Source organism: Mycobacterium heckeshornense (assembly GCF_016592155.1).
GTDB classification, from domain to species: Bacteria; Actinomycetota; Actinomycetes; order Mycobacteriales; family Mycobacteriaceae; genus Mycobacterium; species Mycobacterium heckeshornense.
Window position 1 is genome coordinate 636538 of record NZ_AP024237.1, and the last position, 24375, is coordinate 660912.

25 protein-coding genes are annotated in these 24375 nt (G+C 66.9%); 12 read left to right on the forward strand and 13 right to left on the reverse strand.

Annotated features, from left to right (window positions below; translation table 11 throughout):
- Positions 1 to 8: 8 nt before the first annotated feature.
- The 5 genes from MHEC_RS02980 to purM all read left to right on the forward strand — a co-directional run bounded on the left by MHEC_RS02980 (position 9) and on the right by purM (position 5567).
- Positions 9 to 1775, forward strand: a complete 1767-nt coding sequence (locus MHEC_RS02980; protein WP_099868914.1) for an alpha/beta hydrolase — start codon at positions 9 to 11, stop codon at positions 1773 to 1775.
- Positions 1775 to 2407 carry an Rv0804 family intramembrane glutamic endopeptidase gene (locus MHEC_RS02985; RefSeq protein ID WP_048889728.1) on the forward strand — a complete coding sequence of 211 codons (633 nt, stop codon included), beginning with the start codon at positions 1775 to 1777 and terminating at the stop codon, positions 2405 to 2407. Before MHEC_RS02980 ends, MHEC_RS02985 begins: the two co-directional genes overlap by 1 nt.
- A 3-nt stretch (positions 2408 to 2410) precedes the next feature.
- Complete coding sequence (locus MHEC_RS02990; RefSeq protein WP_048889729.1) at positions 2411 to 2803, forward strand: sterol carrier family protein; 393 nt, start codon at positions 2411 to 2413, stop codon at positions 2801 to 2803.
- A gap of 95 nt (positions 2804 to 2898) precedes the next feature.
- A complete protein-coding gene (gene purF, locus MHEC_RS02995) occupies positions 2899 to 4443 on the forward strand; it encodes an amidophosphoribosyltransferase (RefSeq protein ID WP_048889730.1) in 1545 nt (514 codons plus the stop codon).
- Between the two features lie 29 nt (positions 4444 to 4472).
- Complete coding sequence (purM, locus tag MHEC_RS03000; protein ID WP_048889731.1) at positions 4473 to 5567, forward strand: phosphoribosylformylglycinamidine cyclo-ligase; 1095 nt, start codon at positions 4473 to 4475, stop codon at positions 5565 to 5567.
- Between the two features lie 16 nt (positions 5568 to 5583).
- On the opposite strand, the gene MHEC_RS03005 is transcribed toward purM, so the two are convergent.
- Positions 5584 to 5775 (reverse strand): DUF3073 domain-containing protein, encoded by a 192-nt coding sequence (locus tag MHEC_RS03005; RefSeq protein WP_048889732.1) that lies wholly within the window; start codon positions 5773 to 5775, stop codon positions 5584 to 5586.
- 138 nt (positions 5776 to 5913) lie between these two features.
- A complete protein-coding gene (ygfZ, locus tag MHEC_RS03010; RefSeq protein ID WP_048889733.1) occupies positions 5914 to 7008 on the reverse strand; it encodes a CAF17-like 4Fe-4S cluster assembly/insertion protein YgfZ in 1095 nt (364 codons plus the stop codon).
- A 56-nt stretch (positions 7009 to 7064) separates the two neighbouring features.
- Between ygfZ and MHEC_RS03015 the strand changes: the two genes are divergently transcribed.
- Positions 7065 to 7928, forward strand: coding sequence for an aminodeoxychorismate lyase (locus MHEC_RS03015; protein WP_099868941.1), 864 nt, complete (start codon positions 7065 to 7067; stop codon positions 7926 to 7928).
- A gap of 1489 nt (positions 7929 to 9417) precedes the next feature.
- Here MHEC_RS03015 and MHEC_RS03020 read toward each other — a convergent pair.
- The 8 genes from MHEC_RS03020 to lmeA all read right to left on the reverse strand — a co-directional run bounded on the left by MHEC_RS03020 (position 9418) and on the right by lmeA (position 14103).
- Complete coding sequence (locus MHEC_RS03020) at positions 9418 to 9735, reverse strand: DUF3761 domain-containing protein (RefSeq protein WP_071700136.1); 318 nt, start codon at positions 9733 to 9735, stop codon at positions 9418 to 9420.
- A gap of 432 nt (positions 9736 to 10167) precedes the next feature.
- Positions 10168 to 10776 (reverse strand): heme-binding beta-barrel domain-containing protein, encoded by a 609-nt coding sequence (locus tag MHEC_RS03025; protein WP_048889894.1) that lies wholly within the window; start codon positions 10774 to 10776, stop codon positions 10168 to 10170.
- 207 nt (positions 10777 to 10983) lie between these two features.
- Positions 10984 to 11286 carry a DUF1416 domain-containing protein gene (locus MHEC_RS03030; RefSeq protein ID WP_003923261.1) on the reverse strand — a complete coding sequence of 101 codons (303 nt, stop codon included), beginning with the start codon at positions 11284 to 11286 and terminating at the stop codon, positions 10984 to 10986.
- A gap of 2 nt (positions 11287 to 11288) precedes the next feature.
- Positions 11289 to 12122 carry a sulfurtransferase gene (locus MHEC_RS03035; protein ID WP_048889735.1) on the reverse strand — a complete coding sequence of 278 codons (834 nt, stop codon included), beginning with the start codon at positions 12120 to 12122 and terminating at the stop codon, positions 11289 to 11291.
- Positions 12123 to 12142: 20 nt separating this feature from the next.
- Positions 12143 to 12637 (reverse strand): DUF4395 domain-containing protein, encoded by a 495-nt coding sequence (locus MHEC_RS03040; RefSeq protein WP_048889736.1) that lies wholly within the window; start codon positions 12635 to 12637, stop codon positions 12143 to 12145.
- A gap of 80 nt (positions 12638 to 12717) precedes the next feature.
- Positions 12718 to 12831, reverse strand: a complete 114-nt coding sequence (locus MHEC_RS24930) for an Ms5788A family Cys-rich leader peptide (protein WP_372507380.1) — start codon at positions 12829 to 12831, stop codon at positions 12718 to 12720.
- A 5-nt stretch (positions 12832 to 12836) separates the two neighbouring features.
- A complete protein-coding gene (locus tag MHEC_RS03045; RefSeq protein ID WP_048889737.1) occupies positions 12837 to 13259 on the reverse strand; it encodes a thioredoxin family protein in 423 nt (140 codons plus the stop codon).
- A 37-nt stretch (positions 13260 to 13296) separates the two neighbouring features.
- Complete coding sequence (gene lmeA, locus MHEC_RS03050; protein ID WP_276000195.1) at positions 13297 to 14103, reverse strand: mannan chain length control protein LmeA; 807 nt, start codon at positions 14101 to 14103, stop codon at positions 13297 to 13299.
- 215 nt (positions 14104 to 14318) lie between these two features.
- On the opposite strand from lmeA, the gene MHEC_RS03055 reads away from it, so the two are divergent.
- From MHEC_RS03055 to pstB, 6 genes are all read left to right on the forward strand, one after another.
- Positions 14319 to 15116 (forward strand): winged helix-turn-helix transcriptional regulator, encoded by a 798-nt coding sequence (locus tag MHEC_RS03055; RefSeq protein ID WP_099868912.1) that lies wholly within the window; start codon positions 14319 to 14321, stop codon positions 15114 to 15116.
- Positions 15113 to 16015 carry a mycothiol synthase gene (gene mshD / locus MHEC_RS03060; protein WP_048889740.1) on the forward strand — a complete coding sequence of 301 codons (903 nt, stop codon included), beginning with the start codon at positions 15113 to 15115 and terminating at the stop codon, positions 16013 to 16015. Before MHEC_RS03055 ends, mshD begins: the two co-directional genes overlap by 4 nt.
- A gap of 136 nt (positions 16016 to 16151) precedes the next feature.
- Positions 16152 to 17267, forward strand: a complete 1116-nt coding sequence (gene pstS, locus MHEC_RS03065; protein WP_048889741.1) for a phosphate ABC transporter substrate-binding protein PstS — start codon at positions 16152 to 16154, stop codon at positions 17265 to 17267.
- Positions 17268 to 17308: 41 nt separating this feature from the next.
- Positions 17309 to 18376, forward strand: a complete 1068-nt coding sequence (gene pstC / locus MHEC_RS03070) for a phosphate ABC transporter permease subunit PstC (protein WP_048889896.1) — start codon at positions 17309 to 17311, stop codon at positions 18374 to 18376.
- A complete protein-coding gene (pstA, locus tag MHEC_RS03075; RefSeq protein ID WP_048889897.1) occupies positions 18373 to 19287 on the forward strand; it encodes a phosphate ABC transporter permease PstA in 915 nt (304 codons plus the stop codon). The genes pstC and pstA overlap by 4 nt, the downstream gene beginning before the upstream one ends.
- An 8-nt stretch (positions 19288 to 19295) precedes the next feature.
- Positions 19296 to 20072 (forward strand): phosphate ABC transporter ATP-binding protein PstB, encoded by a 777-nt coding sequence (gene pstB / locus MHEC_RS03080; protein ID WP_048889742.1) that lies wholly within the window; start codon positions 19296 to 19298, stop codon positions 20070 to 20072.
- 8 nt (positions 20073 to 20080) lie between these two features.
- On the opposite strand, the gene phoU is transcribed toward pstB, so the two are convergent.
- The 3 genes from phoU to dusB all read right to left on the reverse strand — a co-directional run bounded on the left by phoU (position 20081) and on the right by dusB (position 24371).
- Entirely contained in the window at positions 20081 to 20764 is a 684-nt protein-coding gene (gene phoU / locus MHEC_RS03085; protein WP_048889743.1) for a phosphate signaling complex protein PhoU, read from the reverse strand.
- A 104-nt stretch (positions 20765 to 20868) separates the two neighbouring features.
- Positions 20869 to 23007, reverse strand: coding sequence for an LCP family glycopolymer transferase (locus MHEC_RS03090; protein ID WP_048889744.1), 2139 nt, complete (start codon positions 23005 to 23007; stop codon positions 20869 to 20871).
- 230 nt (positions 23008 to 23237) lie between these two features.
- Positions 23238 to 24371, reverse strand: a complete 1134-nt coding sequence (dusB, locus tag MHEC_RS03095) for a tRNA dihydrouridine synthase DusB (RefSeq protein ID WP_048889745.1) — start codon at positions 24369 to 24371, stop codon at positions 23238 to 23240.
- Positions 24372 to 24375: the final 4 nt, after the last annotated feature.

The following is a 24375-nucleotide window of genomic DNA, read 5'->3' on the forward strand; positions in this document are numbered from 1 at the left end:
GTGCGGGCATGAGCATCCCAGTGCACGACGCCACCACCGAACCGGTCAGCGACGCAGCCCAGCCCCGCGGCCGGCACCCGCTGCTGGTGTGGGCGTGGGGCTTGCTGCGACTGCGCTTCGGCGGGGTCGGGTTCGGCGCGCTGTTTTTCTGCTTGTCGTTGACGCCGTCGCTGCTGCCCAGGGATTGGCTGTTCCAAGGACTGATCGGCGGCATCAACGCGGCTTTCGGCTATGGCTTGGGCGTGCTGGTGGAAAAAGCCGCGCAACGTTTCCTGCTGCGCAACGCCCGCTGGTGGCCGCCGCCGGCCCGGGTGTTGTTCGGGATCAAGGCGGGTGTCGTCGTGATCGCGCCGAGTGCGGCGGTGCTGATGCTCGTCCCGGCCGCCGGGTGGCAGCGGCAAGTGTCGGCGCTGATGGGCATCCCCGGTCCGACCACGCTGGGCTATCTGCGCACGCTGGTCGTCGCGAGCGTGGTGAGTGCTGTGCTGGTGGCGACGTGCCGGACCCTCATCGACGCGGTCAAGCTGCTGGCCCGGATGCTGATCAGGCGCTGGCATCTGCACGACGAGGTGGCGCTGTTCATCGGCACCACGATCGTCGTGGCGCTGCTGATCACCCTCATCAACGGGGTCTTGGTGCGGGGTTTCTTCGTCGGGGCCAATGCCCTTTCCGAGCCGCGGAACAACGCCACCGGCGCGCGCATACATCAGCCGTTATTGCCCGAAAAGTCAGGTAGCCCAGCGTCATTGGCGCCCTGGGACACACTCGGCTTCCAGGGTCGCAACTTCGTCGCCACTGGCCCGCACGCCGCCGAGCTGACCCGGCTCAACGGTCGGCCGGCCAAGGAGCCCATCCGGGTGTATGCCGGGCTGCAGACCGCCGCCGACGACCGCGCACGTGCGCGGGTGATCGTCGACGAACTTGAACGCACCCACGCATTCGACCGCAAGCTGCTGGTGATCATCCCGACCACCGGCACCGGCTGGATCGATCCGGTGGCGGCGCGTTCGCTGGAGATGATGTACAACGGCGACACCGCGATGGCCGGGCTGCAGTACTCGTACCTGCCCAGCTGGATTTCATTCTTGGCCGACCGGCAAAAGTCGATGGATTCAGGAAAGATGCTGATCGACACCGTGCACGACCGCTGGCAGCAACTGCCGGCGGATCACCGGCCGAAATTGGTGCTGTACGGCGAAAGCCTTGGTTCGATGGCCGGGCAGGCGGCGTTCGGGTTCTTGCCCGACATCGCCAAGATGGGCTTCGACGCGGTGCTGTGGGTGGGGCCGCCGCACGAAAGTGCGTTATGGCATGCGCTGATTGTGCGGCGCGATCCCGGGACCACCGAGGTGCAGCCACGCTATGACAACGGGCGAACCGTGCGCTTTTCGGAGGCCGTCGACCCCGCGGACGTCGCCCGCGTCGCAGCGGGGCCATGGGAGGGCACCCGGGTGCTGTTTTTGCAACACCCGTCCGACCCGGTCGTGTGGTGGTCGCCCGATTTGCTGTTCAGCCGACCCGATTGGCTGGTCGAACCGCCGGGGCAAGACCGCACCGCGTCGATGCGCTGGTATCCGGTGGTGACGTTCTGGCAGGTCAGCGCGGACCTCACCAACGCCGAGGGCATGCCCCGCGGTCATGGCCACAACTATGGCAACACCATCCTCGACGGCTGGGCGGCGGTGATACCCCCGGATGGCTGGACGGCCGCCGACACCGAGCGGACACGTGCCGCGCTCAAACAATCAGAAGGCGCCGACGGACCTGAAAGCTGATGCACGGCAGCACATTTGAGCGGTCACGGGCGCTCCTGCTGGCCACCGTGCTGGTCGGCTCGAGTTTCATCATGCCGCGGATACCGGTGCGGTGGCGAGTGCCCGCGCAAGCTGGCGGGGGCGCGCTGGTGGCACTGCTGACCGGTTCGCGCATCGGGTTGTGTCCACCGCGGTTATGGGCCGGGCTGCGGTGGGGGCTTTCGGCCGGGGCCGCCGCGGCGACCGCGATCGCGGCGACGGCGCCGGTGCCCGTGGTGCGGCTGTCGATGTCCGCGCGGCCGTTGCCGCGTTCGGCACCGGCCTGGTTGGGGTTACAGATACCCGTGGGCACGGTGTGGGCCGAGGAAGCCGCATTCCGGGCTGCGCTGGCGACCGCCGCTGCCAGGGGCTTCGGCAAATCCGGGGGCCGGCTGGTGCAGGCCGTCGCGTTCGGGCTCTCCCACATCGCCGACGCGCGCGCCGCGGGCCAGCCGGTGAGCCTGACCATCCTGGTCACCGGCGTGGCGGGCTGGCTGTTCGGCTGGCTGGCTGACCGGTCCGGCAGCCTGGCCGCTCCGATGCTGACACATCTGGCGATCAACGAGACCGCGGCGGTGGCGGCTCTCACCATTCAGCGGCGGTCAGGTTCGTAAGACATGGCCGCCCGTCAAAGCGCCGACCCGGCCAAGACCCGCCAAGCCGTCTTGGCCGTCGCCGCCTGGCTGCGTGACGAAAACCGCTCGGCGCCAAAGCGAGCCGAGCTGGCGGCCGCTGTCCGGCTCACCGCGCGCACCCTGGCCGCGCAGGCACCCGGCGCCAGCGTGGAGGTCCGGATCCCGCCGTTCGTCGCTGTGCAATGCATTGCCGGTCCGCGGCATACGCGCGGTACCCCACCGAATATTGTCGAGACCGATCCGCGGACCTGGCTGCAGCTGGCCACCGGGCTGCTGCAGGTGCCGGCGGCCAAGGCGGCCGGGGCGCTGCATCTGTCAGGTCCGCGCGCCGCTGAGATCCAACGATGGCTGCCCGTGGTGAACCTGCCTGCTTGACGAGACGCCGGCGCAACACGCACGCCGGATTCTGCGACCGAGGCGTCGTCCCCGTAGACTCCGTTACGTCACCAACCTTCGGGAGCCGCCAGACCGTGACCGTCCTGCAGCCCCAGCCCGAGGACAATCCGCCCCGCGAAGAATGCGGTGTCTTCGGGGTCTGGGCCCCCGGCGAGGAAGTCGCCAAGCTCACCTACTACGGCTTGTATGCGCTGCAGCACCGCGGGCAGGAAGCCGCCGGCATCGCCGTGGCCGACGGGTCGCAGGTGCTGGTATTCAAGGATCTCGGGCTGGTCAGCCAGGTGTTTGACGAGCAGACGTTGGCGGCCATGCCGGGGCACGTCGCCATCGGGCACTGTCGCTACTCCACCACCGGGCAGACCACATGGGAGAACGCTCAGCCGGTGTTTCGGACCACGATGGCCGGCACCGGGGTGGCGTTGGGACACAACGGCAACATCGTCAACAGCACCGTCCTGGTCACCAGGGCCCGTGAAGCCGGGTTGATCAACCCCCGGTTGCCCGGCTCGGCCACCACGGACTCGGATGTCTTGGGCGCGCTGCTGGCCCACGCGGCGGCCGACTCGACGCTAGAACAAGCGGCCCTGGAACTGCTGCCGACCGTGCGCGGCGCGTTCTGCCTGATCTTCATGGACGAGAACACCCTGTATGCCGGTCGCGACCCGTTCGGGGTACGGCCGCTGTGCCTGGGACGACTCGACCGCGGCTGGGTGGTGGCTTCCGAAACCGCAGCCCTCGACATCGTCGGGGCGTCGTTCGTCCGTGACATCGAGCCGGGTGAACTGCTGGCGATCGACGCCGACGGGGTGCGGTCCAGCCGTTTCGCCGAGCCCACGCCCAAGGGCTGCGTCTTCGAATACGTCTACCTGGCACGCCCGGACAGCACGATTGCCGGCCGATCGGTGCATGCCGCCCGGGTTGAGATCGGTCGCCGGCTGGCCCGCGAGTGCGGGATCGACGCCGACCTGGTGATCGGGGTGCCGGAATCCGGCACGCCCGCCGCGGTCGGCTACGCGCAGGAGTCCGGCATTCCCTACGGGCAGGGGCTGATGAAAAACGCCTACGTCGGGCGCACCTTCATCCAACCGTCGCAGACCATCCGCCAGCTGGGTATCCGGCTCAAGCTCAACCCCCTCAAAGAGGTCATCCGGGGCAAGCGGCTGATCGTCGTCGACGACTCGATCGTGCGGGGAAACACCCAGCGCGCCCTGGTGCGGATGCTGCGTGAGGCCGGCGCCGCCGAAGTGCATGTGCGGATCGCCTCACCGCCGGTGAAGTGGCCCTGCTTCTACGGGATCGACTTCCCGTCGCCGGCGGAGTTGATCGCCAACGCCGTCGACGACGAGGACGAGATGCTCGAGGCGGTGCGGCACGCCATCGGTGCCGACACGCTCGGCTACATCTCCCAAGGGGGGATGATCGCGGCCACCGAACAGTCCGCGTCCCGGCTCTGCACCGCCTGCTTCGACGGCGCGTACCCGATCGAGCTGTCCAGCGAGTCCGTCTTGGGTAAGAACGTCATCGAGCACATGCTGGCCACCGCGGCCCGCGGGGCCGTGCAGACCGACCCTGCGATCGACGAGGCTGCTCTGGCTGAAGACGCGTTACGGCGCCCCTAGCACGGCGCGAACGGTAGCCTTTATCGGCGATGACGGACCGTCGGAAGGATTCCGGAAAACACTCCGGCAACCAGGGCATCACCTATGCAGCGGCCGGGGTGGACATTGCAGCCGGTGACCGCGCCGTGGAATTGTTCAAACCACTCGCGTCGAGGGCCACCAGGCCCGAAGTCCGCAGCAAGCTGGGGGGATTCGCCGGACTGTTCGCGCTGCGCGGCGGTTACCGTGAACCGCTGCTGGCCGCCTCCAGCGACGGCGTGGGCACCAAGCTGGCGATCGCCCAGGCAATGGACAAACACGACACTGTCGGCCTGGACCTGGTGGCGATGGTGGTCGACGACCTGGTTGTGTGCGGCGCCGAGCCGCTCTTTCTGTTGGATTACATCGCGTTGGGGCGGATCGTGCCCGAACGTCTCAATGCGATCGTCGCCGGCATCGCCGAAGGGTGCATTCGTGCCGGCTGCGCGCTGCTGGGCGGCGAGACCGCCGAGCATCCCGGCCTCATCGAGCCCGACCACTACGACTTGTCGGCCACGGCTGTCGGCGTGATCGAGGCTGACGACGTCTTGGGCGCGGAACGTGTCAAACCTGGTGACGTCATCATCGCGATGGGTTCGTCCGGCCTGCACTCCAACGGCTACTCGCTGGTGCGTGCCGTCCTGCTGGAGATCGACCGGATGAACCTGGCCGGCTACGTCGAGGAGTTCGGCCGCACGCTGGGCGAAGAACTCCTGGAGCCCACCCGCATCTACGCCAAGGACTGCCTGGCGTTGGCCGCCGAAACCCAAGTCCGCACCTTCTGCCACATCACCGGCGGCGGGCTGGCCGGCAACCTGGAGCGCGTCATGCCACATGGACTGGTCGCCGAAGTCGACCGCGGCACGTGGACGCCGGCACCGGTTTTCGCGATGATCGCGCAGCGGGGCCGGGTCAGCCGCGCGGAGATGGAAAAAACGTTCAACATGGGCGTCGGCATGGTCGCCGTCGTCGCACCCGAGGACACCGATCGGGCGCTGGCCATCTTGACCGCCCGGCACGTGGATTGCTGGGTGTTGGGCACCGTCAACAAGGGCGGCAAGGAAGGCCCGCGAGCCAGGCTCGTCGGGCAGCACCCGCGGTTCTAACGGCTGGTAGACGACCCTAACGGCGCCAGTCGTCTTCGTCGTTCCATGGGTCGTCGGGAAACCGGTCGTCACCGTCCAGCCGGTTGGAGTCGCCAGCACCCGAACCGGAGAGCTCGCGCTGAAGCCGCTCGAAATCGGTCTGCGGGGAGCTGTATTTCAGTTCTCGAGCAACCTTGGTCTGCTTCGCCTTTGCCCGGCCGCGGCCCATGGGGAGACCCCCTCGCGCAATAACGGAGCGGCCCAACGAGTAGGCGGCTCCGATCTGTCGGTCTCGTTTATTGTCCTGCCGCATAGTTTACCGTGCCCCGAGACCACGCGCTGGCGGCCCTGCCCGCTCCAACAGCCGTCATCGGTTAGTGCCGCGGAGCCGCTCAACGGCGATCCGCCCCGCGCCGGCCACGTCGGCGGGCGGCAGCGAATCGGGATCGATCACCGCGGCGACGTCCCCGCCCGTGCCGGTGACCAGGGCCGTATCGGCGGGCAGTCCGCGCTTGACCAGCGCCAGTGCGATCGGGCCCAGATCGACGTGGTCGACGACGGTTCCCAGCCGGCCGACCGTGCGTTTGTCGGCAAGAACCGGGTCACCGGTCGCCGGCCGATCGGCCGAGCCGTCCAGGTGCAGCAACACCAGCATCCGCGGCGGCCTGCCCAGGTTGTGCACCCGCGCGACCGTCTCCTGCCCGCGATAACAGCCTTTGTTCAGATGAACGGCGCCCACGCCGGGATCGCCGATCCAGCCGACCTCGTGGGGAATGGTGCGCTCGTCGGTGTCGACACCAAGTCGTGGACGACGCGAGGCCACCCGATGGGCTTCGTAGGCCCATACCCCGGCGGCGCGCACCCCGGCTTGAGTCAGCCGGTGTAACCAGTCGCTCGATTGCTGCCGCGGCACCAGCACATCCAGCTCGATTTGGCCGGTGTGCGCACTGGTCATCCTGCGCATGAATCCGCCCCGGGGCAGCGGCACGGCCGTCATCTCGGCGGGTAATTCGTCCACACCCAGCACATCGAGCGTCGCCGGTTCACTTAGCCGCGGCCCGAGCAGTGAAAGCACCACCATGTCGGCGGCATCCGGTGTGACGTCCGACCAGAACACCATCGCGCGCAGGTAGGCCAGCAGCGGCTCGCCGCGCCACGCTTCGGTGTCGAGATAAGTGACGCCACCCAGTTCGGTCTGAATCCAGTGGTCCTCGACCCGGCCCTGCCCGTCCAGGCTGAGGTTTTCGGTGCTGGCGCCCTCGGGCAGCTCGCTGACGTGTTGTGTCGAGATGCTGTGTAACCAGCTCTTCCGGTCGCCGCCGGTCAGCGTGATCACGGCCCGGTGGGAGCGGTCCACCACCACGGCCTCGGTTGCGGCCGCGCGCTGCTCACCGAACGGGTCGCCGTAGTGCCAGACGGCACCTGCGTCGGGCCCGGGGTCGGGCGCGGGAACTGCGGTCACATGCCAACTCTACGGAGCGCTCGTTAGGCTGAACGTCCATGGCTAGCCAGACGGGCGTGGTCGTCACGCTCGACGGCGAGATATTGACACCGGACACGCCGCTGATATGCGCCGACGACCTCGCCGTCGTGCGAGGCGACGGCGTTTTCGAAACACTGTTGGTCCGTGACGGCGGCGCCTGCCTAGTGGAGGCGCATCTGGCGCGGCTGAGTCACTCGGCCAAATTGATGGACCTGCCCGAGCCCGATCCGGCGGCATGGCGGCTTGCGATCGACACGGCCGCGCGTCGGTGGGCAGCCGCCACGGCCGACGAGGGCGCGATGCGACTGGTCTACAGCCGCGGCCGGGAGAGCGGTTCGGCGCCGACCGCCTATGTCACGGTCAATCCGCTGGCCCCGCGCATCGCCGCAGCCCGCCGCGACGGGGTCGCCGCGGTCACGCTGCCGCGCGGGCTGCCCGCCGGCGGCACCGACGCCATGCCATGGCTGCTGGCCGGTGCCAAGACGCTGTCCTACGCGGTCAACATGGCGGCCCTGCGCCACGCTGCCCGCATGGGCGCCGGTGACGCCATCTTCGTCAGCTCCGACGGGTACGTCCTGGAAAGCCCGCGTTCGACGGTGGTGATCGCCGCCCCCGGCGAAGGCGGCGGCACCGCCCTGTTCACCCCACCGCCGTGGTATCCGATCCTGCGCGGCACCACCCAGCAGGCGCTCTTCGAAGTGGCGCGCGGCAAAGGCTACGACTGCGATTACCGGGCCTTACGTGTATCCGATCTCTTTGCGGCCCAAGGTATTTGGCTGGTGTCGAGCATGACGTTGGCGGCGCGGGTACACACACTAGACGGCCGACCGCTGCCGCGGGCCCCGATGGCCGCGGAATTCGCCGAACTTGTCGACGCCGCTATCGTCAGCGACCGCTGAGTTGGCGTTGTCCGGCCGGCGTAGAGCGCGTACGGTCAGCCCTACACAGGAAAGGAGGTGGTCCGACAAATTGAGTGCTTCTCAGCGGACCACCTATAACCCCAGCTCACAGGCACTTTCCTGCCATCCACCCCGGCGCTTAGGCGGTTTTGCCGGGGCGACGCGCCCGAAGGGTGTCGGTGTCCGATGCGACGATGGCCCAAAATGGGATTTCATCCCCAGCGCGCTTATGCCGACGTGGATTTCCCAGGCAACCATTCATGGCCCAGTGCCGAACATCGAGTACAACGGGCTACAGGTGGGGGTAGTTACGGCAGTGCGCTGTTGATCCAAAGCTATTACTTTCCCAGGAAATACGTGGCACTCGTTGCTACGGGCGGGCTAAACCGCCAGGACAACCCTATTGGTTTCAGGGAGCACGTCAACCCGGCTTATCAGGGGCTGCAGCATATTCCGAGACATTGGCAAGGTTACCCGCTGCAGGACAGCTTCTTTGCGGGTGGGTTCGGTGTCGGCACACGGCGTATCGGGGCGCGGCTGCGGTCATGCAGATCACGACCGACGCGTCATACACCGCACCGACAACGATTGAAACGTAATGGCTCCCGTTTGTGCACCGGAGCCATACAGGGAACCGCCGTCCGCTTACGAGCGCTACGAGCAGCGTCAGCGCTAGCCCCGCCACTGGCGCTCGCATGACCCAATCACGGGCCAGCGCGAGCTAGGCGACACCGAATTATCTTGGGGCGAGGGGTTAGTCGCGCCGCACGCCAACGGGCTACCGCCGTCGCTGGGCGGGCTATATATGCCCAAAAGCCCGCCTGTCGAGCCGGTGCCCGGTAGCGGTGGCGTCGGCGTGCCACGGCAAACGCGGCGACGGCGCGACCAGGCCCGTGGTTACCCTGGCGACCAGGTTGGCATGTAATCGTGGTGCGGCGCAAGGGCTTACACAAAGGCGCAGGCAAGGGCCAGAAAGCCAGGTGCTATCCCCTGGGGTCATACCGGGACGGCCTGCGGTCGGCCACAAGCCCTTTAAGTCAAAAGCCCAGCAGCGCTTGTTCTTTGCCAACCCGAGATTGCGGCGGTGGGCGCTCGGTAAGGCACACGCCACCGGCGAGCACCATGAACTGGGCAAATGCAAGCAAGCCGCGTACGCGCGGTTGCCCGCCCGCAAAGGCAGCACATACAAGCGGGTGCCGCTGCGCCGTAAACCGCGGCGTAAGCGTGCCCGGTAGCGCGGACCCAGCCGGGGCGGGGTGTCCACGGCTCAGCCCTCGCCCCGGTTGCTACCCCACCCAGAGATGAAAGGTTGGTGTTTCGCCCATGGCCACCAACAAACAGTCCGCCCACCGCGCCCGGTTCGCGCGGCAGGCCCGCGCGGGTACGGGGCAAGGTCGGTCGCCGCGCCAAGAGCAGCAAAGTACCTTAGTTAAGAAGAAGCGCCGGGGCAAGTAGCACGCCGCGCAGGCGCGGTTGGCCTAAGTAGCCGTTAGTTTGCGAGCCACCATCGCACGCCGCCGTGTCCCGAGCACGTGCCTGAGTGGTGAGTACTGAATGAGTAGTCGCCATCTCGGCAGATCGCAGTAGCTCCCACAGGCGGCCCGCCGCCGAAGGGGCCGGGGGCACCGTTAGGGGGCAGACCCGAGGATGGGTCGGGAATGCATTGCCCATCCGAGTTCTCGTAGTGGCCCGTGCCACAACCTGCCAGAACCGTAGTCGGCCCGTTCGCAACGACCGCCGGGGCAGCGCCCAATGCCGCCGCGCCAATCGCCAACGCGACGACGAGAACCCGAATCCGAGCGCCCATAATTGCACCCCGCGAAAGTGATCTTGAAATTGACGGCCCTGTCAACCCAAAGGCAGCGTAACGGTTTACCGACCTTGATCACACGGATTTGGCTAATGAAGTTCGGTCCGGCGTTCACCCCGGCGTTACCCCGGTGACTAGGGGCGAATCGGGCTCGTACTGCGCTCGTACCGGACCCGTACCGTAGCCAGCCCAAAACTGGGGCTGACATGCAGAAACGCGCCCTAAATGCTATGGTCGCCCTACACAGGAAAGGAGGTGGTCCGACAAATTGAGTGCTTCGTGGACATGTGAGGTGGCTGCGCGCTAAGCAGCGCGAAGCGAGGATTCAGCAGCGCGCGCTGGCGAATTCCCCGCAGTCACCCGGCCCCCGAGCCTCCCGGTCCGTCCAACCTGGAGCATCGGCTCGGGGGCTGTCCATGTCGGGCGCCGTTATCCCGCGTACCGCGACAGCCGCGCCGACAGATGCGGTACCAACCCGCCGTCGGCGTCCACCCGTTCCTCGACGTACGCCAGGTCGCCGCCCTCGACGATCCCGTAGAGCCGTTTTGCGCCGCCGACAAGCATGCCCGACTTGCTGCGGGCAAGGACGTCGGTGACCAATTCCCATGACGACTGGGTGCGCGGCCGGCCGTAGAACAACTCGACGTAACCGGCCGAGTGCGCCAACAGCAGTTCGATGGCCTGCGACTCGGTCGGATCGGTGGGGTCGTGGACGAAACGCCAATAACCTGTCTCGCGCAGTGCGGGCCCGTCGTACTCGCCCGACTCGCTCAGCCGCCAGGACCTGGCCTCCCAGTTCAGATAGTCGCCGCCGTCGTGGGACACAACGATCTGCTGGCCGAACCGGTAATCTCCGGAAGCACCGCGGCCCTCTCCCTCGCCGCGCCACACCCCGACCAGCGGCAGCAACGCCAGCAGCGCGTCGTGCAGGTTCGCGCCTTGGCGCAGGTTCGCGGTGTCGGCAGGGATAGGAAGGTCGTCGAATACCGGGATGTTGCGGCTCGCAGTCACCTTGGCGCGCTCGGCCGCCTGGGCCATGGCACGTTGACCGGAAGCGATCCGATCGGCCCGCCGGGCGGGCTGCCCCGAAGAGCTCACGAGTCGTCGGTGATCAGGCGGTAGAGCGTATACAGCGCGAACCACGCGATCGCCACGACGGCCGCGACCAGCATGATCTCGAAGAACAGGATCACGGCCACGAGTCTAGTTCGCGTACCGCCACCCCGGCTGGCGCGGCGCGGCCGGTCAGGCGACCTTGATGTCGACCTCGTGGATACCCGCACCCGACGGGTTCACCACGGCGTCGCCGTTACCGGCTGGCGACAACGCGCGCACCGTCCAGGACCCCGGCGCCGCGAAGAACCGGAAATCACCGGTGGCCGAGGCGACAACTTCGGCGGTGAACTCGTCAGAGGAATCCAGCAGCCGGACGAATGCCCCGCCCACCGCTTGGCCGGAGCTGTCCACGACCCGGCCGGTGATCACCGTCTCTTTCTCCAGGTCGACGCTGGCGGGCAACGTCTGTCCTTGCTTGGGTGGTGTGCACATGTTCAGCTTCCCAACTCGATCGGGACTCCCACCAGGGAGCCGTATTCGGTCCAACTTCCGTCGTAGTTCTTGACGTTTCGGTGTCCGAGCAGTTCGCGCAGCACGAACCAGGTGTGTGACGAGCGCTCGCCGATCCGGCAATAAGCGATGGTCTCCTTCGAACCGTCCAAGCCGGCGTCGGCGTAGATCTTGGTCAACTCCTCGTCGGACTTGAAGGTGCCGTCTTCGTTGGCGGCCTTGCTCCACGGCACGTTGATGGCGCCGGGAATGTGCCCCGGCCGTTGGCTTTGTTCCTGTGGCAGATGCGCCGGTGCCAGGATCTTGCCGGAAAACTCCTCCGGGGAGCGCACGTCGACCAAGTTCTTGACACCGATGGCCTCGATGACCTCGTCGCGGAACGCCCGGATGGAGTTATCCGGCTGCTTGGCCGTGTAGGAGGTGGTCGGGCGGGTAACCGGGTCGGTCGACAGCGGACGGCCGTCCAGTTCCCACTTCTTGCGACCCCCGTCGAGCAGTTTCACCTTCTCGTGGCCGTAGAGCTTGAAATACCAGTAGGCGTAGGCGGCGAACCAGTTGTTGTTGCCGCCGTAGAGGATCACGGTGTCGTCGTTGGAGATGCCGCGGTCGGACAGCAACTTCGAAAACTGTTCCGCGTCAACGAAATCGCGCCGGACAGGATCCTGCAAATCCTTGCGCCAGTCCAGTTTGACCCCCCCGCGGATGTGCCCCTTGTCGTAGGCGGTGGTGTCCTCGTCGACTTCGACGAAGACGACGCCGGGTGTGTCGAGATTGTCCTCGGCCCAGTCTGCCGAGACCAGGACGTCGGAACGTGCCATGGCGGGTTCCTTTCGGTTGCTCAGGTGAAGAGGTTGGTGGTTGTGCGGACCTCGCTGGGTGTGTGCCTTAGCCGCGCGGCCAGCGGGTAGAGCTGACAGCCCAGGCAGATACCGAAGGCCGCGTTGAGGAAGGACGCCGCCAGCGCGGCAGCCGTCGCGGCCAGGCCCAGCAAGGGTGCGCCGCCGGCGAACCCGGCCACACCGACGACGGCGAAGACCAATCCGACCAGTTGCGCGAACTTCAGCGGTGGCACCGGCTCCCGTTCGGTCACCGGCCCCAGCCGCGGCGCCACCAGAATGCCGTACACGATCGCGTACGGATGCCGCCGCGGCCCGCGGCGAGCACCGACGGCGAAGACGACGGCCTGCACCGCCAGGACGGCGGCTGCCGCCAGTGTGCTGTACCCGGACACGATTAGCGTCACCACGAGGACCGCGGTGGTGACCCACGCAACGAACCGCGGCCCGCGGACGTCGACGCCGTCGGCCTGGGCGGTGGTGTTGGTTCTCGACACAGAGCTGCTCCTGTTGACAACGGGAAGGCTTGGGGCACGCCGGAACGGCTGCTCCGAGAGCGGCACGGAAGGCGCGCTACTCAGCAGCTAAAACAACAGCAGCAGCCCGCGACGCGGCACAGGTCGACTGCGCGGCGCTTGGTGAGCATGGGCTCGAGGCGGGCGAACACGTCGGACAGCTTACCTAATGACACGCGGGTCAAGCCAACAGTGGGGTCAGCACCGAGCGCAGGTCGGCAGCAGAAGGCACGCCGGCTGCGCGGTAGCGCTGGCGGCCCTCGTCGTCGAAGATCAGCGTCGTCGGCAGCGACAACACCGAAAAGCGCTGCGCCAGAACGGGGTTGGAATCGAGGTCGACCTCGACGTGGGCCACGTTACCGAGGCCGTCGCACACTTCGCTGACCACCTGGCGCACCCGCGCACACGGTCCGCACCACGGGGCGCTGAAGTGAACGACGGTCGGTCCGGTGCCGGAGAGGTCGAGCCCGGCCGCTTGGGCGTGTGACGGGTCCCCTGACCGTGCGGAGGTTGCCCGGACGGCTCCGGACCGCCGACTCAGAAGCCAGCCGACCAGGCCCGCCAGCCCGCAGGCGCAGGCGATCGCGGTGACCGCGGCGGTCACTGATCCACCGCCCGCGCTGTGATGGGTCGCGCTGTGGTCATGACTGTCTGAACGCGTCGAGCGTGATCGTTACTCCTTCGGTGATGCCCTCGACGATGACATCCGAGCCGCGCACCCCCTGGCTGGTCGGGGCCACGCCGAACGGAAGTTTTTGGTCGGGCAGCCGCTTGCTGAAGGCGCTGAGCACAGCGGCTCGCTTGTCCTCGGGGACCTTCTGGTTGGCGGTGTCAGGGCCGGTCAAGATCCCGGTGGGAGTGAACACCAGCGTGGCGTTGTCCGCACCGGCGATCGATAGGTCCACCGAGACACTGACCCGTTTGTCGAAGTTGGCGGATTTCGGCGTGCCGGTGAACACCAGGCCGCGACTGCCCGAAATGCCCGATTCAGTGGTGCCGCCGGTGGCGTCGTTGGTCTCCTCCGACGGTGCCTCGACCATCAGGTCAGCGATGCCCATGTAGCGGCCGAGGTGCACCGAGTCGATGATGATGCGGCTTTCCAGTTTTCCCACCGGCAGCTTGGCGTTCGGCCCGATCAGCCACGACGAGTCGGCCAGGCCGATGGAGTGCATCGTGGCCTCCAGCGTGGCCTTCCCGACCATCGCGTGGTCGACCGCGTTGGCCTTGATCTCCAGCTCGTCGTAGTGTTCGCGCAGCGCCTGGGGGATGAACGGGAATCCGAGAATGGCCACGAACGGATCCGAGCCCAGGTCCGCTGCGGCGCGCACAGCGCGAGACAAGCGGTACTCGGCGTAGATGCTCGTTGCAAAGTCGACGGCGACGGCACCGGTGCCGACGACAAGCACCGCGACCGCCGCGATCGCCACACCGGCGAGCATCCTGCGCATCTGCACATTGTGGCGTACCGGCGCGACGGCGCGGCTTCTTCTCATCGCGCTGCGCGCTCTGCATCGTCGCCGCTGGGCCTGGTGGCGCGGCTCCTTGTCATCGCGCTGCGCGCTCTGCATCGTCGCCGCGCTAACCACCAGGTAGCACGTTATCGTTACATAACCTGGCCGCTAATTACATATGTCGCCATCAGTCTGGGAGAGGCCTTTCCCACATGAGGCCTCGCCACGGCGCTGGAGGGGTTTTGGACCTGCTGCTTCTGACCGCGGACCCGCACGCCGACGGGGTCCTGCCATCGTTGTCGCTGCTCGCCCACACGGTGCGGACGGCGCCGGCTGACGTGTCGTCGCTGCTCGAGGCAGGAACCGCCGACGTCGTGATCGTTGACGCGCGCAACGACCTGCCCGCGGCGCGCAGCCTGTGTCGTCTGCTCGCCTCGACCGGTAGATCGGTCCCGCTGGTGGCGGTGGTGAGCGAAGGCGGTCTGGTGGCGGTCAGCCCCGAATGGGGGCTCGACGAGATCTTGTTGCCCAGCACCGGGCCGGCCGAGATCGATGCGCGGCTGCGGCTGGTTGTCGGTCGGCGCGGCGGCTTGGCCGACCAAGAGACCGCCGGCAAGGTCACGCTCGGCGAGCTGGTGATCGACGAGGGAACGTACACCGCGCGGCTGCGCGGCCGCCCACTCGACCTCACGTATAAGGAATTCGAGCTGCTGAAGTACCTGGCGCAGCACGCCGGCCGGGTTTTTACCAGGGCCCAGCTGCTGCATGAGGTGTGGGGATATGACTTTTTCGGTGGCACCCGCACCGTCGATGTGCACGTGCGGCGACTGCGCGCCAAACTCGGCCCTGAACATGAGGCACTGATCGGCACCGTCCGCAACGTGGGATATAAGGCGGTGCGGCCGGCGCGAGGGCGCGCGTCAAACCCCGAACCGCACAGCACCGACGACATCGAGCCAGACCAGGGCGGTGTGCAAGGTCCACTGGCCGACCCGCTGCGCAGTCAGTGACGTCAGGTGGCTGGCGCTCGGCGCTGTCCGACGACGAGCAGCGTCAGGTGCGGGAAATCATAGTTGCTGCAACCGATTTCGATGGAGTAGCACCGGTCGGCGAGCAGGTTCTGCGCGAGCTGGCGCACCAGCGCACCGAGCACCTCTTGGTTGCCGGCGGCAGATCGATCGTCGGCTATCTCAACCTCGCGTCGGCCCACGACCGGGGAGCCCCGATGGCGGAGTTAGTGGTCCACCCACGAGCCCGCCGCCGCGGTATCGGGACCGCGATGGCACGCGCTGCACTGGCCAAAACCGATGGGCGAAGCCGCTTTTGGGCTCACGGCACGCTGCAACCTGCGCGCGCGACGGCCTCGGCGCTGGGGCTGGTGGCGGTGCGTGAACTGTGGCAAATGCGCCGCCCGCTGCGCGACGTGCCGGAGCCGGCGATCCCCGAGGGGCTGCAAATCCGCACCTACGCAGGCCCGACCGACGACGCCGAGCTGCTGCGGGTCAACAACGCCGCATTCGCCGACCACCCCGAACAAGGCGGCTGGACGGCAGTCCACCTCGCTGAGCGCCGCGCCGAACCGTGGTTCGACCCGCACGGGTTGTTCTTGGCGTTCGACACCGCGACCGACAGACTGCTCGGCTTCCACTGGACCAAGGTGCACCCCGAGCGTCCCGGCCTGGGCGAGGTTTACGTTGTCGGCGTCGATCCTGCTGCGCACCGACGTGGAGTCGGGCGCCTGCTGACCGCGATCGGCGTCGCGTCATTGGCCCGCCGGCTCGAGGATGCCGCCGAACCCACGGTGATGCTCTACGTCGAGTCGGACAACGTCGCTGCCGTGCGCACCTATCAAAGTCTGGGTTTCACGCTGCACAGCATCGACACCGCCTATGCAGCCGCTCCCGGCTGACCGCCCAACGACCCCGGCGGTCGTTCACCTTGTGTTTACCTCCCATGGGGATCGTGGCCATCGCCGGCGCATACCTTCCGGGTGGCTGGCGAGCTGATACCGGGATCACCAAGCGACGCCAGGAGAGCAAGGCCAGGTGAAGCTCGACATGGTCCGCAGGGCACTGGACATCGTGGTGTCCGCGACGGCGATCGCGGCCCTGACACTGACCGGCTGCGGCACCGACAACAACGCGCCCTCGGGCAAAGGTTCGTCCGGCAAGCCAGCCGTCGATTGTGGCGGCAAAAATGAACTTACCGCCGAGGGCTCGACCGCCCAGCAGAACGCGATCGCGTTGTTCAACCGAGCCTGGGGCCAGTCATGCCCAGGCAAAAGCCTGGCCTACAACCCGACCGGCTCGGGCGCCGGCCGGGAACAGTTCATCGCCGGTCATGTCGACTTCGCCGGATCGGACTCGCCGCTGGCCGCCGGCCAGATCGCGCCAGCGGCCAAGCGCTGCAACGGAAATCCGGCGTGGGACATGCCGTTGGTGTTCGGGCCGGTCGCGTTGATCTACAACGTGCCCGGCGTCAACTCCCTGGTGGTCAACGCCGACATGTTGGGCAAGGTTTTCAGCGGGTTGATCACCAGCTGGAACGATCCGGCGATTGTGGCGCTCAACCGCGGTGCGGCGCTGCCGGAAACCAAGATCACGCCCGTCTACCGCTCGGACTCCTCGGGCACAACCGACAACTTCCAGAAGTACCTGACCGCTGCCGCACCGGAGAGCTGGACGAAGGGAGTCGGCACCGAATTTCAGGGCGGTGTCGGCGAGGGCGCGCAAAAGTCGGCCGGTGTCGTCCAGGCCGTGCAGACCACGCCCGGTGCCATCGGCTATGTCGAGAAAGGCTTCGCCGACCAGGCCGGTGCGCCGGTCGCCCAAATCGACACCGGCAGCGGAGCCGTCAAGCTCACCGACGAGGCGGCCCGTAACGCGCTCGACGATGTGAGGTTCGAGGGCCGGGGCAACGACCTGCTGCTGAACCTGAACGCGCTGTACGCCACCAAGGAGCCCGGTGCCTACCCGTTGGTGCTGGCCACCTATGAGATCGTGTGCTCCAAGGGCTATGACCGCGCCACCTCGGCCGCGGTCAAGTCGTTTCTGACGATGGCCGCCAACGACGGACAGAATGGGTTGTCGGCGGCCGGCTACGTGCCGCTGCCCGATAAGTTCAAGCAGCGCCTGGTCGCCGCGATCAACGCGATCCAGTAATCGTCGTGATTGCCCGGTCAGTCGCAGTGTCTGCGGTGAAGATGGATGCCAGAGGCGAAAGTGACGGGAGCGATGGGACCACCGTGACCACGCCCAATCCAGCCGGTGCGGGTTCGGGCGAAATCGTCGCTGCGGGTATGCCAGCACCGCCGCCCGCCCCCACCAGCCCGTGGGTCGGCGGCAAGCCGCACCTGGGCGACCGGTTATTTCGCGGGCTCTCCGAGGGCTCCGGTGTCCTGATCGTCATCGTCGTCGGCGCCATCGGGGTATTCCTGCTGTGGCGCGCCATCCCGGCGCTGGCGCGCGACCAAGAGAACTTCTTCACCTACGGCGGCAACTGGCTCACCACCGACACGTCCGCGATGCACTTCGGCATTCGCGATCTGCTGCAGGTGACGGTGTTCGTGTCGCTGTTCGCGCTGATCCTGGCGATGCCCGTCGCCTTGGGCATCGCCATCTTTCTCAGCCAGTACGCGCCGCGACGGGCCGCAGGGCCGCTGGCCTATCTGGTCGACCTGCTGGCCGCGGTGCCGTCGATCATCTACGGCGTCTGGGGCCTGTACGTGCTGGCACCGCAATTGCGGCCGATCGCCACCTGGCTCAACGAGCACGCGGGCCGGTGCTTCCTGTTCGCTACGGGCAACGCGTCGGTGGCAGGCGGGGGCACGATCTTCACCGGCGGGATCGTGCTCGCGGTGATGATCCTGCCGATCATCACCGCGGTCACCCGAGAGGTCTTCGTGCAAACCCCGCAAGGGCAGATCGAAGCCGCGCTGGCGTTGGGCGCCACCCGATGGGAGGTCGTCAAAACCACTGTGCTGCCATTCGGCCGTTCCGGCTACATCAGCGGCGCGATGCTGGGGCTGGGCCGTGCGCTGGGTGAGACCGTGGCGTTGCTCATCATCCTGCGCGGCACGCAATCGGCGTTCGGCTGGTCGCTGTTCGATGGGGGATACACCTTCGCCACCAAAATTGCGGCTACCGCATCGGAATTCAATGACGAGTTGAAGGCCGGCGCCTACATCGCGGCGGGGCTGGTGCTGTTCCTGGTCACGTTCGTGGTCAACGCCGTGGCGCGGTCCGTGGTTGCCGCAGGCAGGTGCCGATGACATCGATGCTGGACCGCCCCGTCAAGGCGCGGACATTCGCCGCGGTCAGTCTGCGTCGACGCGTCGCAGACAACATTGCGACCGCGTTGGTGACGCTGTCGATGACGATCGCCCTGGTACCGCTGCTGTGGGTGTTGTGCTCGGTGGCGGTCAAGGGCTTCCACGCCATCACCTCCAGCGTGTGGTGGACGCATTCGCAGGCCGGCCTGACCGCGTTCGTCACCGGCGGTGGCGCATATCACGCGATCATCGGCACCATCTTGCAGGGGTTGGCCTGCGCGGTCATTTCCATCCCGGTTGGCGTCTTCGTTGCCGTCTACCTGGTGGAATACGGTGGCGGCAGCCGATTGGGCAAGCTGACTACGTTCACGGTGGACATCCTCACCGGAGTTCCTTCGATCGTGGCGGCGCTGTTTATCTACACGCTCTTCGTGGTCACTTTTGGGTTTCCCCGCTCCGGGTTTGCGGTGTCGTTGGCATTGGTGCTGTTGATGATCCCGGTGATTGTGCGGGCGACCGAGGAGATGTTGCGCATCGTCCCGGTGGATTTGCGCGAGGCCAGCTACGCGTTGGGTGTGCCGAAGTGGAAAACCGTTGCCAGAATTGTGATTCCGACGGGTCTGTCGGGCATCGTCACCGGGATTATGCTGGCGTTGGCTAGGGTGATGGGTGAGACGGCTCCGCTGCTGATCCTGGTCGGCTATTCGCAGGCCATGAACTTCAACTTGTTCAGCGGGTTCATGGGATCGCTGCCCGGCATGATGTACGACCAGACATCAGCGGGCGCGGGCGCTAACCCAGTTCCCACCGACCGGCTGTGGGGCGCCGCGTTGACGCTGATCGTGCTGATCGCCGTGATTAACGTGGGGGCGAGGATGGTCGCGAAAATGTTTGCGCCTGAGAAGTTGTAGGAGTTCCGGTGGCCAAACGGTTGGATCTCAAAGAGGTCAATATCTACTACGGGTCGTTCCAAGCGGTCGCCGACGTGTCGTTGTCGATTCTGCCGCGCAGCGTCACGGCGTTCATCGGTCCCTCAGGCTGCGGCAAGACGACCGTATTGCGGACATTGAATCGGATGCACGAGGTCATTCCCGGCGCGCGGGTTGAGGGCACTGTCTTGCTCGACGACGACGACATCTATGCTCCCGGTGTCGATCCCGTCGGTGTGCGCCGCGCCATCGGGATGGTGTTCCAGCGTCCGAATCCCTTCCCTACCATGTCGATTCGCGACAACGTCGTCGCCGGGCTTAGGCTGCAGGGCGTACGCAACCGCAAGGTGCTCGACGAAACCGCCGAATATTCGCTGCGGGGTGCGAACCTCTGGGACGAGGTCAAGGACCGGTTGGACAAGCCCGGCGGAGGGTTGTCCGGCGGTCAGCAGCAACGGTTGTGCATCGCGCGGGCCATCGCGGTGCAGCCCGATGTGCTGCTCATGGACGAGCCGTGCTCGTCGCTGGACCCGATCTCGACGATGGCGATCGAAGACCTGATCGCCGAATTGAAGCAGGACTACACGATCGTGATCGTCACCCACAACATGCAGCAGGCCGCACGGGTAAGCGATCAAACGGCGTTTTTCAACCTCGAGTCCGTCGGAAAGCCGGGCCGACTGGTGGAGATCGACGACACCGAGAAGATCTTCTCCAACCCCACCCAAAAAGCGACCGAGGACTACATCTCCGGCCGCTTCGGCTAGCCGAACCGTTAGCCCGAAGCCGACAGGGTGTCGTTGTCGGAGAACTTTCCTTCGGGAAACTTCCCGGTTGCCTGGAAGATGACCCGTCGGGCGACCTCCACGGCATGGTCGGCAAACCGTTCATAGAACCGGCCCAGCAGGGTGACGTCCACGGCGGCGGCCACCCCGTGCTTCCATTCGCGGTCCATCAGCACCGTAAACAGGTGCCGATGCAGATCGTCCATCGCGTCGTCTTCTTCGCGGATACGCGCGGCCTTCTCCGGGTCTCGGGACAACAACACCTCCTGGGCACTGTTACCCAATTCGACTGCGACCCTTCCCATTTCAGCGAAGTAGCCGTTGACTTCCTCCGGAAGCGCGTGCTGGGGATGACGCCGCCGTGCGATCTTGGCGACGTGCAGCGCCAGCGCCCCCATTCGGTCGATATCGGCGACGATCTGGATGGCGCTGACAATCGCCCGCAGGTCGCCGGCGACCGGTGCCTGCAACGCCAGTAACACGAACGCGCTTTCCTCGGCGCGCGCGCTGAGCGCGGCAATCTTCTCGTGGTCGGAAATCACCTGCTCGGCCATGACCAGGTCGGCCTGCAGCAGCGCCTGCGTTGCGCGTTCCATGGCAACTCCGGCCAGCCCGCACATTTCGCCGAGCTGCTCCGACAATGCCGCGAGCTGTTCATGGTAAGCGGTCCGCATGTGTCAAGCGTACGTTCTTGACGCCGCAACCGGGGTTAAGGAAGACATGAATTGGCGGTGAATGCCCACTTCCCGGGTTCCGCTCTGCGCGAATTTGCCTGTGGTTATTTGCAGCTGGTGTCGGCGGCGTTGGTCACCGTCAAGTCGTCCGGGAGTTTGGTCGGTGGGTTGCCAGCACCACGATCGATTTCGACACTGACCGACGAGCCCCCGGGCGGCGGAGCTGACACGGCGCGGAAATCGGGGCCGAGCACCACCTGCACGACCTGCCCGATTCCGGTGATGCGCTCGACCTTTGAATTGGGCAGTGTCGCTGCCACCGTGGCGGCCGCTTGCTCGTTACCCGGCGAGAAGAACACCGTGGTGCCTTTCAGCGAAGCCGGGTAGTCGTCGGGCGCCATCACCTGGAAACCGTAGTGCCGGAGCTCGTTGGTGGCGGTGGCGGCGAGCCCGGTCTTGCCGGTGGAGTTGGATACCTGCACAGTGACTTCTTGTGGGGTGGCGGTGACAGCCTGGACCCGCTCGGCCCGGACCTCGGTGGCGGGGCTTGGCTGCGGCGCGGTGCTGGTGGTGGATCGGGTGGTCGGGGTCGACGTGGCGTTCTGGTCGTTTTCTTTCGGCAGCGGGTCGTCATTGATGATGGCGTCGAAGAGCGCGCGCATGTCGGCGGTGCGCGGCGGCTCGTTGCCGTTCTCGTCGGTTTCGCCGGTCGTCGGCACGGTCACGAACGTGATGTGGCCGGCGGTGAGGCCCTGCACCGACTGGCCGAGATCGACCAGGTCCTTGGTCTTGACGTTATCGACGTAACTTTCGCTGATGAACATGTTGACCACATTGTTGAGCCTGCTCAGCGAAAAGAAGGTCTCGTTGGAAATCAGCGAACGCAGCAGCGACGACAAGAACAGCTGCTGGCGCTTGATGCGCCCATAGTCGCCGTTGTCCTCGGTGGTGACCTGGCGGGCGCGTACGTAGTTCAGTGCGGTTTGCCCGTCGACGACTTGCCGTCCGGCATGCGCGAGTACCGTGCCCAATTCGTAGTCTTTCAGCGGGGTCTTGCTGCACACCTCGACACCACCGAGCGCGTCGACCATCTTGGCGAACCCGGCGAAGTCGATGGCGATGAAACGGTTGATCGACAACCCGGACAGCTTCTGGATGACCTTGACCAGGCACTTCGGGCCGCCGAACGCGTACGCCGAGTTCAGTTTCGTCTCGGTGTACACCATGTCGGGTCCCCAGGTACGGGTCTTGTCGTCGTAGAGCGGACCGTAGGCACCGGTGTCGGGATTCCAGGCCTCGCAGCGGGTCGGGGTAATGGCCAGGTCGCGCGGAAACGACACCGCGACCACCCGTTTGCGGCTCGCCGGAATGTTGACCAACATGACCGTGTCCGAGCGGGCGCCGCCGGCATCCTCGGTGTTGCCGGCCCCCATCTGACTGTTCGCCCCGGCGCGCGAGTCGACACCGACGATCAAGAAGTTCTCGTCACCGTGCTGCGCATTGGGGTCGACGACGTCGCGCGAATGCGGGTCCAGGGCACTGACATTGTTGAGCCGGTTGTTCTTCGAGGCGCTCCACTGCCACGCTCCGCCGGTCAGGGCCAGCGCCGAAACGGCCATCAACGCTGCGATGCAGCGTGCGGCGAGCAGCATCGGGCGGCGACCGCGCTGTGGTCGGGTGTCCGCATCTTCGGCGGTCGCTGGGGCGCCGATCCGCCGGGGCGGCACCCTGCTCGTCGCTTCGGGTAGCACCGCGGTCTGCTCGGGTTCGGATTCTGCGGCGCGCCCGCGCGGCGCCGCGCTGCGCACGGGCCCGAGGTCGGGAAGTTCATCGGCATAGGTCGGGGCAAGGTCGTGGTCGTCGTCCGTTTGCAGGGGCCACGCGGGGGCGTCGACGGGTGGCTCGGTCTCCGGTGCCGCGTGATGATGGCGGGGCCGCTGCGCGGGCACCCCACCGAGCCTGGCGATCAGCTCGGCGACCGTTAAGCCGCCGTCGGTGTGGCAGCCCGTCGGCTCGGCGTCCCCGGCGTGGTCTGCGCTCTCGTGTACCGGCAGCGGCGCGGACCATTGCCGTGTCCCGGGCACCGGGCGCTCACCGACCGCATGGTCCGGCGGTGACGAAAGGGGAGAGAAGCGCTCCCACGGCGGGCGTGGCGCCGGGGACCGGGTCCGGGTGAGGCTGGCGTCGTCGGCAGCTGGGCTCCGCGGAGGGTCGGGAGTGGCGCCGTAGTCGCCGTCACTCATGTCCTACCGGCCTCCGAACTCTGGTGAGCTACCCAGTCGTGGGCACATGCGTCCAGGCAGCGCCGATGCTGACAGCACTGCCGAACCGCGCCGTTTCGTAAGGTCGCGCTGTGGTTGTGGCAGCCGCGCCGGTGCGCGCCGAGCGGGTTCGCCGCCTGCGCGTGCTGCAACAAGTTCCACATCGTAGTAAGCCAGGCGCTCGAACGCGACGTCGAGGCGGTAGCCCCGGGTCAGCCGCCCGAGTGCATGATGTCGGCACCCGCGGGCACGGTGCAGTCGTCACGATCGCTCAACCACCCGTCGGGCAGCGCCACTCGGGCGGGCGATCCCTGCCGGCCCCGCGGCCCGGCAGCCGCGGGCGGGAACGGCACATCGGCGTCGAGTCGTCCCAGCAAAACGTCGAGCTCGTCGAGGGTTTTGACCAGCGCCAACGCCCGCCGTAACTCCGAGCCCGCCGGAAATCCATGCAGGTACCAGGCGATGTGCTTGCGCAGATCACGCATCCCCTTGTCTTCGCCGAAATGCGCGGCCAGCAGCGCGCCATGCCGGCGGATGATGTCGGCGACCTCACCCAGCATGGGCGGGGTGGGGGCGGGGCGGCCGGTGAAAGCCGCCGACAGCTCTGCGAATAGCCATGGCCGGCCCAGGCAGCCGCGCCCGATGACCACGCCGTCACACCCGGTGGCGGCCATCATGGTCAGCGCGTCGCTGGCGTCGAAGATGTCGCCGTTGCCGAGCACCGGGATCGTGCGCACCTGCTCCTTGAGCCGGGCGATCTGCTCCCAGTCCGCGGCGCCGGAGTAGCGCTGGGCGGCGGTACGGGCGTGCAGGGCGACTGCGGCGGCGCCTTCGCTCTCGGCGATGCGCCCGGCATCGAGGTGGGTGTGATGGTCGTCGTCGATGCCGATGCGGAACTTGACCGTCACCGGTATGCCGGTGCCCTCGGCGCCGCGCACAGCCGCGGCCACGATCTGGCCGAACAGCCGCCGCTTGTACGGCAGCGCCGCCCCGCCCCCGCGCCGGGTGACCTTGGGCACCGGGCAGCCGAAGTTCATATCGATGTGGTCGGCCAGGTCCTCGTCGGCGACCATCTTCACGGCCTGGTAGGTGGTGGCCGGGTCGACGGTGTAGAGCTGCAGCGACCGGGGTGACTCTTCGGGAGAGAACGTCGTCATGTGCATGGTGGCCGGATGGCGCTCGACCAGCGCGCGTGCGGTCACCATCTCACAGACGTAAAGCCCGCTGACTGTCCCGACCTTGGCTTGCTCCAGCTCGCGACACAGCGTGCGAAACGCCACATTCGTCACGCCCGCCATCGGGGCCAGCACCACCGGGCTGGCGAGCGTGATCGGACCGATCCGCAACGTC

Bases quoted from the DNA above. Each gene is read 5' to 3' on its own strand.
- MHEC_RS02985 (WP_048889728.1), top strand. From the start codon at position 1,775: ATGCACGGCAGCACATTTGAGCGGTCACGGGCGCTCCTGCTGGCCACC.
- MHEC_RS03005 (WP_048889732.1), bottom strand. From the start codon at position 5,775: ATGGGCCGCGGCCGGGCAAAGGCGAAGCAGACCAAGGTTGCTCGAGAA.
- MHEC_RS03035 (WP_048889735.1), bottom strand. From the start codon at position 12,122: ATGGCACGTTCCGACGTCCTGGTCTCGGCAGACTGGGCCGAGGACAAT.
- MHEC_RS03090 (WP_048889744.1), bottom strand. From the start codon at position 23,007: ATGAGTGACGGCGACTACGGCGCCACTCCCGACCCTCCGCGGAGCCCA.
- MHEC_RS02980 (WP_099868914.1), top strand. From the start codon at position 9: ATGAGCATCCCAGTGCACGACGCCACCACCGAACCGGTCAGCGACGCA.
- purM (WP_048889731.1), top strand. From the start codon at position 4,473: ATGACGGACCGTCGGAAGGATTCCGGAAAACACTCCGGCAACCAGGGC.
- MHEC_RS03025 (WP_048889894.1), bottom strand. From the start codon at position 10,776: ATGGCCCAGGCGGCCGAGCGCGCCAAGGTGACTGCGAGCCGCAACATC.
- MHEC_RS03030 (WP_003923261.1), bottom strand. From the start codon at position 11,286: ATGTGCACACCACCCAAGCAAGGACAGACGTTGCCCGCCAGCGTCGAC.
- pstA (WP_048889897.1), top strand. From the start codon at position 18,373: ATGACATCGATGCTGGACCGCCCCGTCAAGGCGCGGACATTCGCCGCG.
- MHEC_RS03020 (WP_071700136.1), bottom strand. From the start codon at position 9,735: ATGGGCGCTCGGATTCGGGTTCTCGTCGTCGCGTTGGCGATTGGCGCG.
- lmeA (WP_276000195.1), bottom strand. From the start codon at position 14,103: ATGCGCAGGATGCTCGCCGGTGTGGCGATCGCGGCGGTCGCGGTGCTT.
- pstC (WP_048889896.1), top strand. From the start codon at position 17,309: ATGGATGCCAGAGGCGAAAGTGACGGGAGCGATGGGACCACCGTGACC.
- MHEC_RS03055 (WP_099868912.1), top strand. From the start codon at position 14,319: ATGAGGCCTCGCCACGGCGCTGGAGGGGTTTTGGACCTGCTGCTTCTG.
- phoU (WP_048889743.1), bottom strand. From the start codon at position 20,764: ATGCGGACCGCTTACCATGAACAGCTCGCGGCATTGTCGGAGCAGCTC.
- MHEC_RS02990 (WP_048889729.1), top strand. From the start codon at position 2,411: ATGGCCGCCCGTCAAAGCGCCGACCCGGCCAAGACCCGCCAAGCCGTC.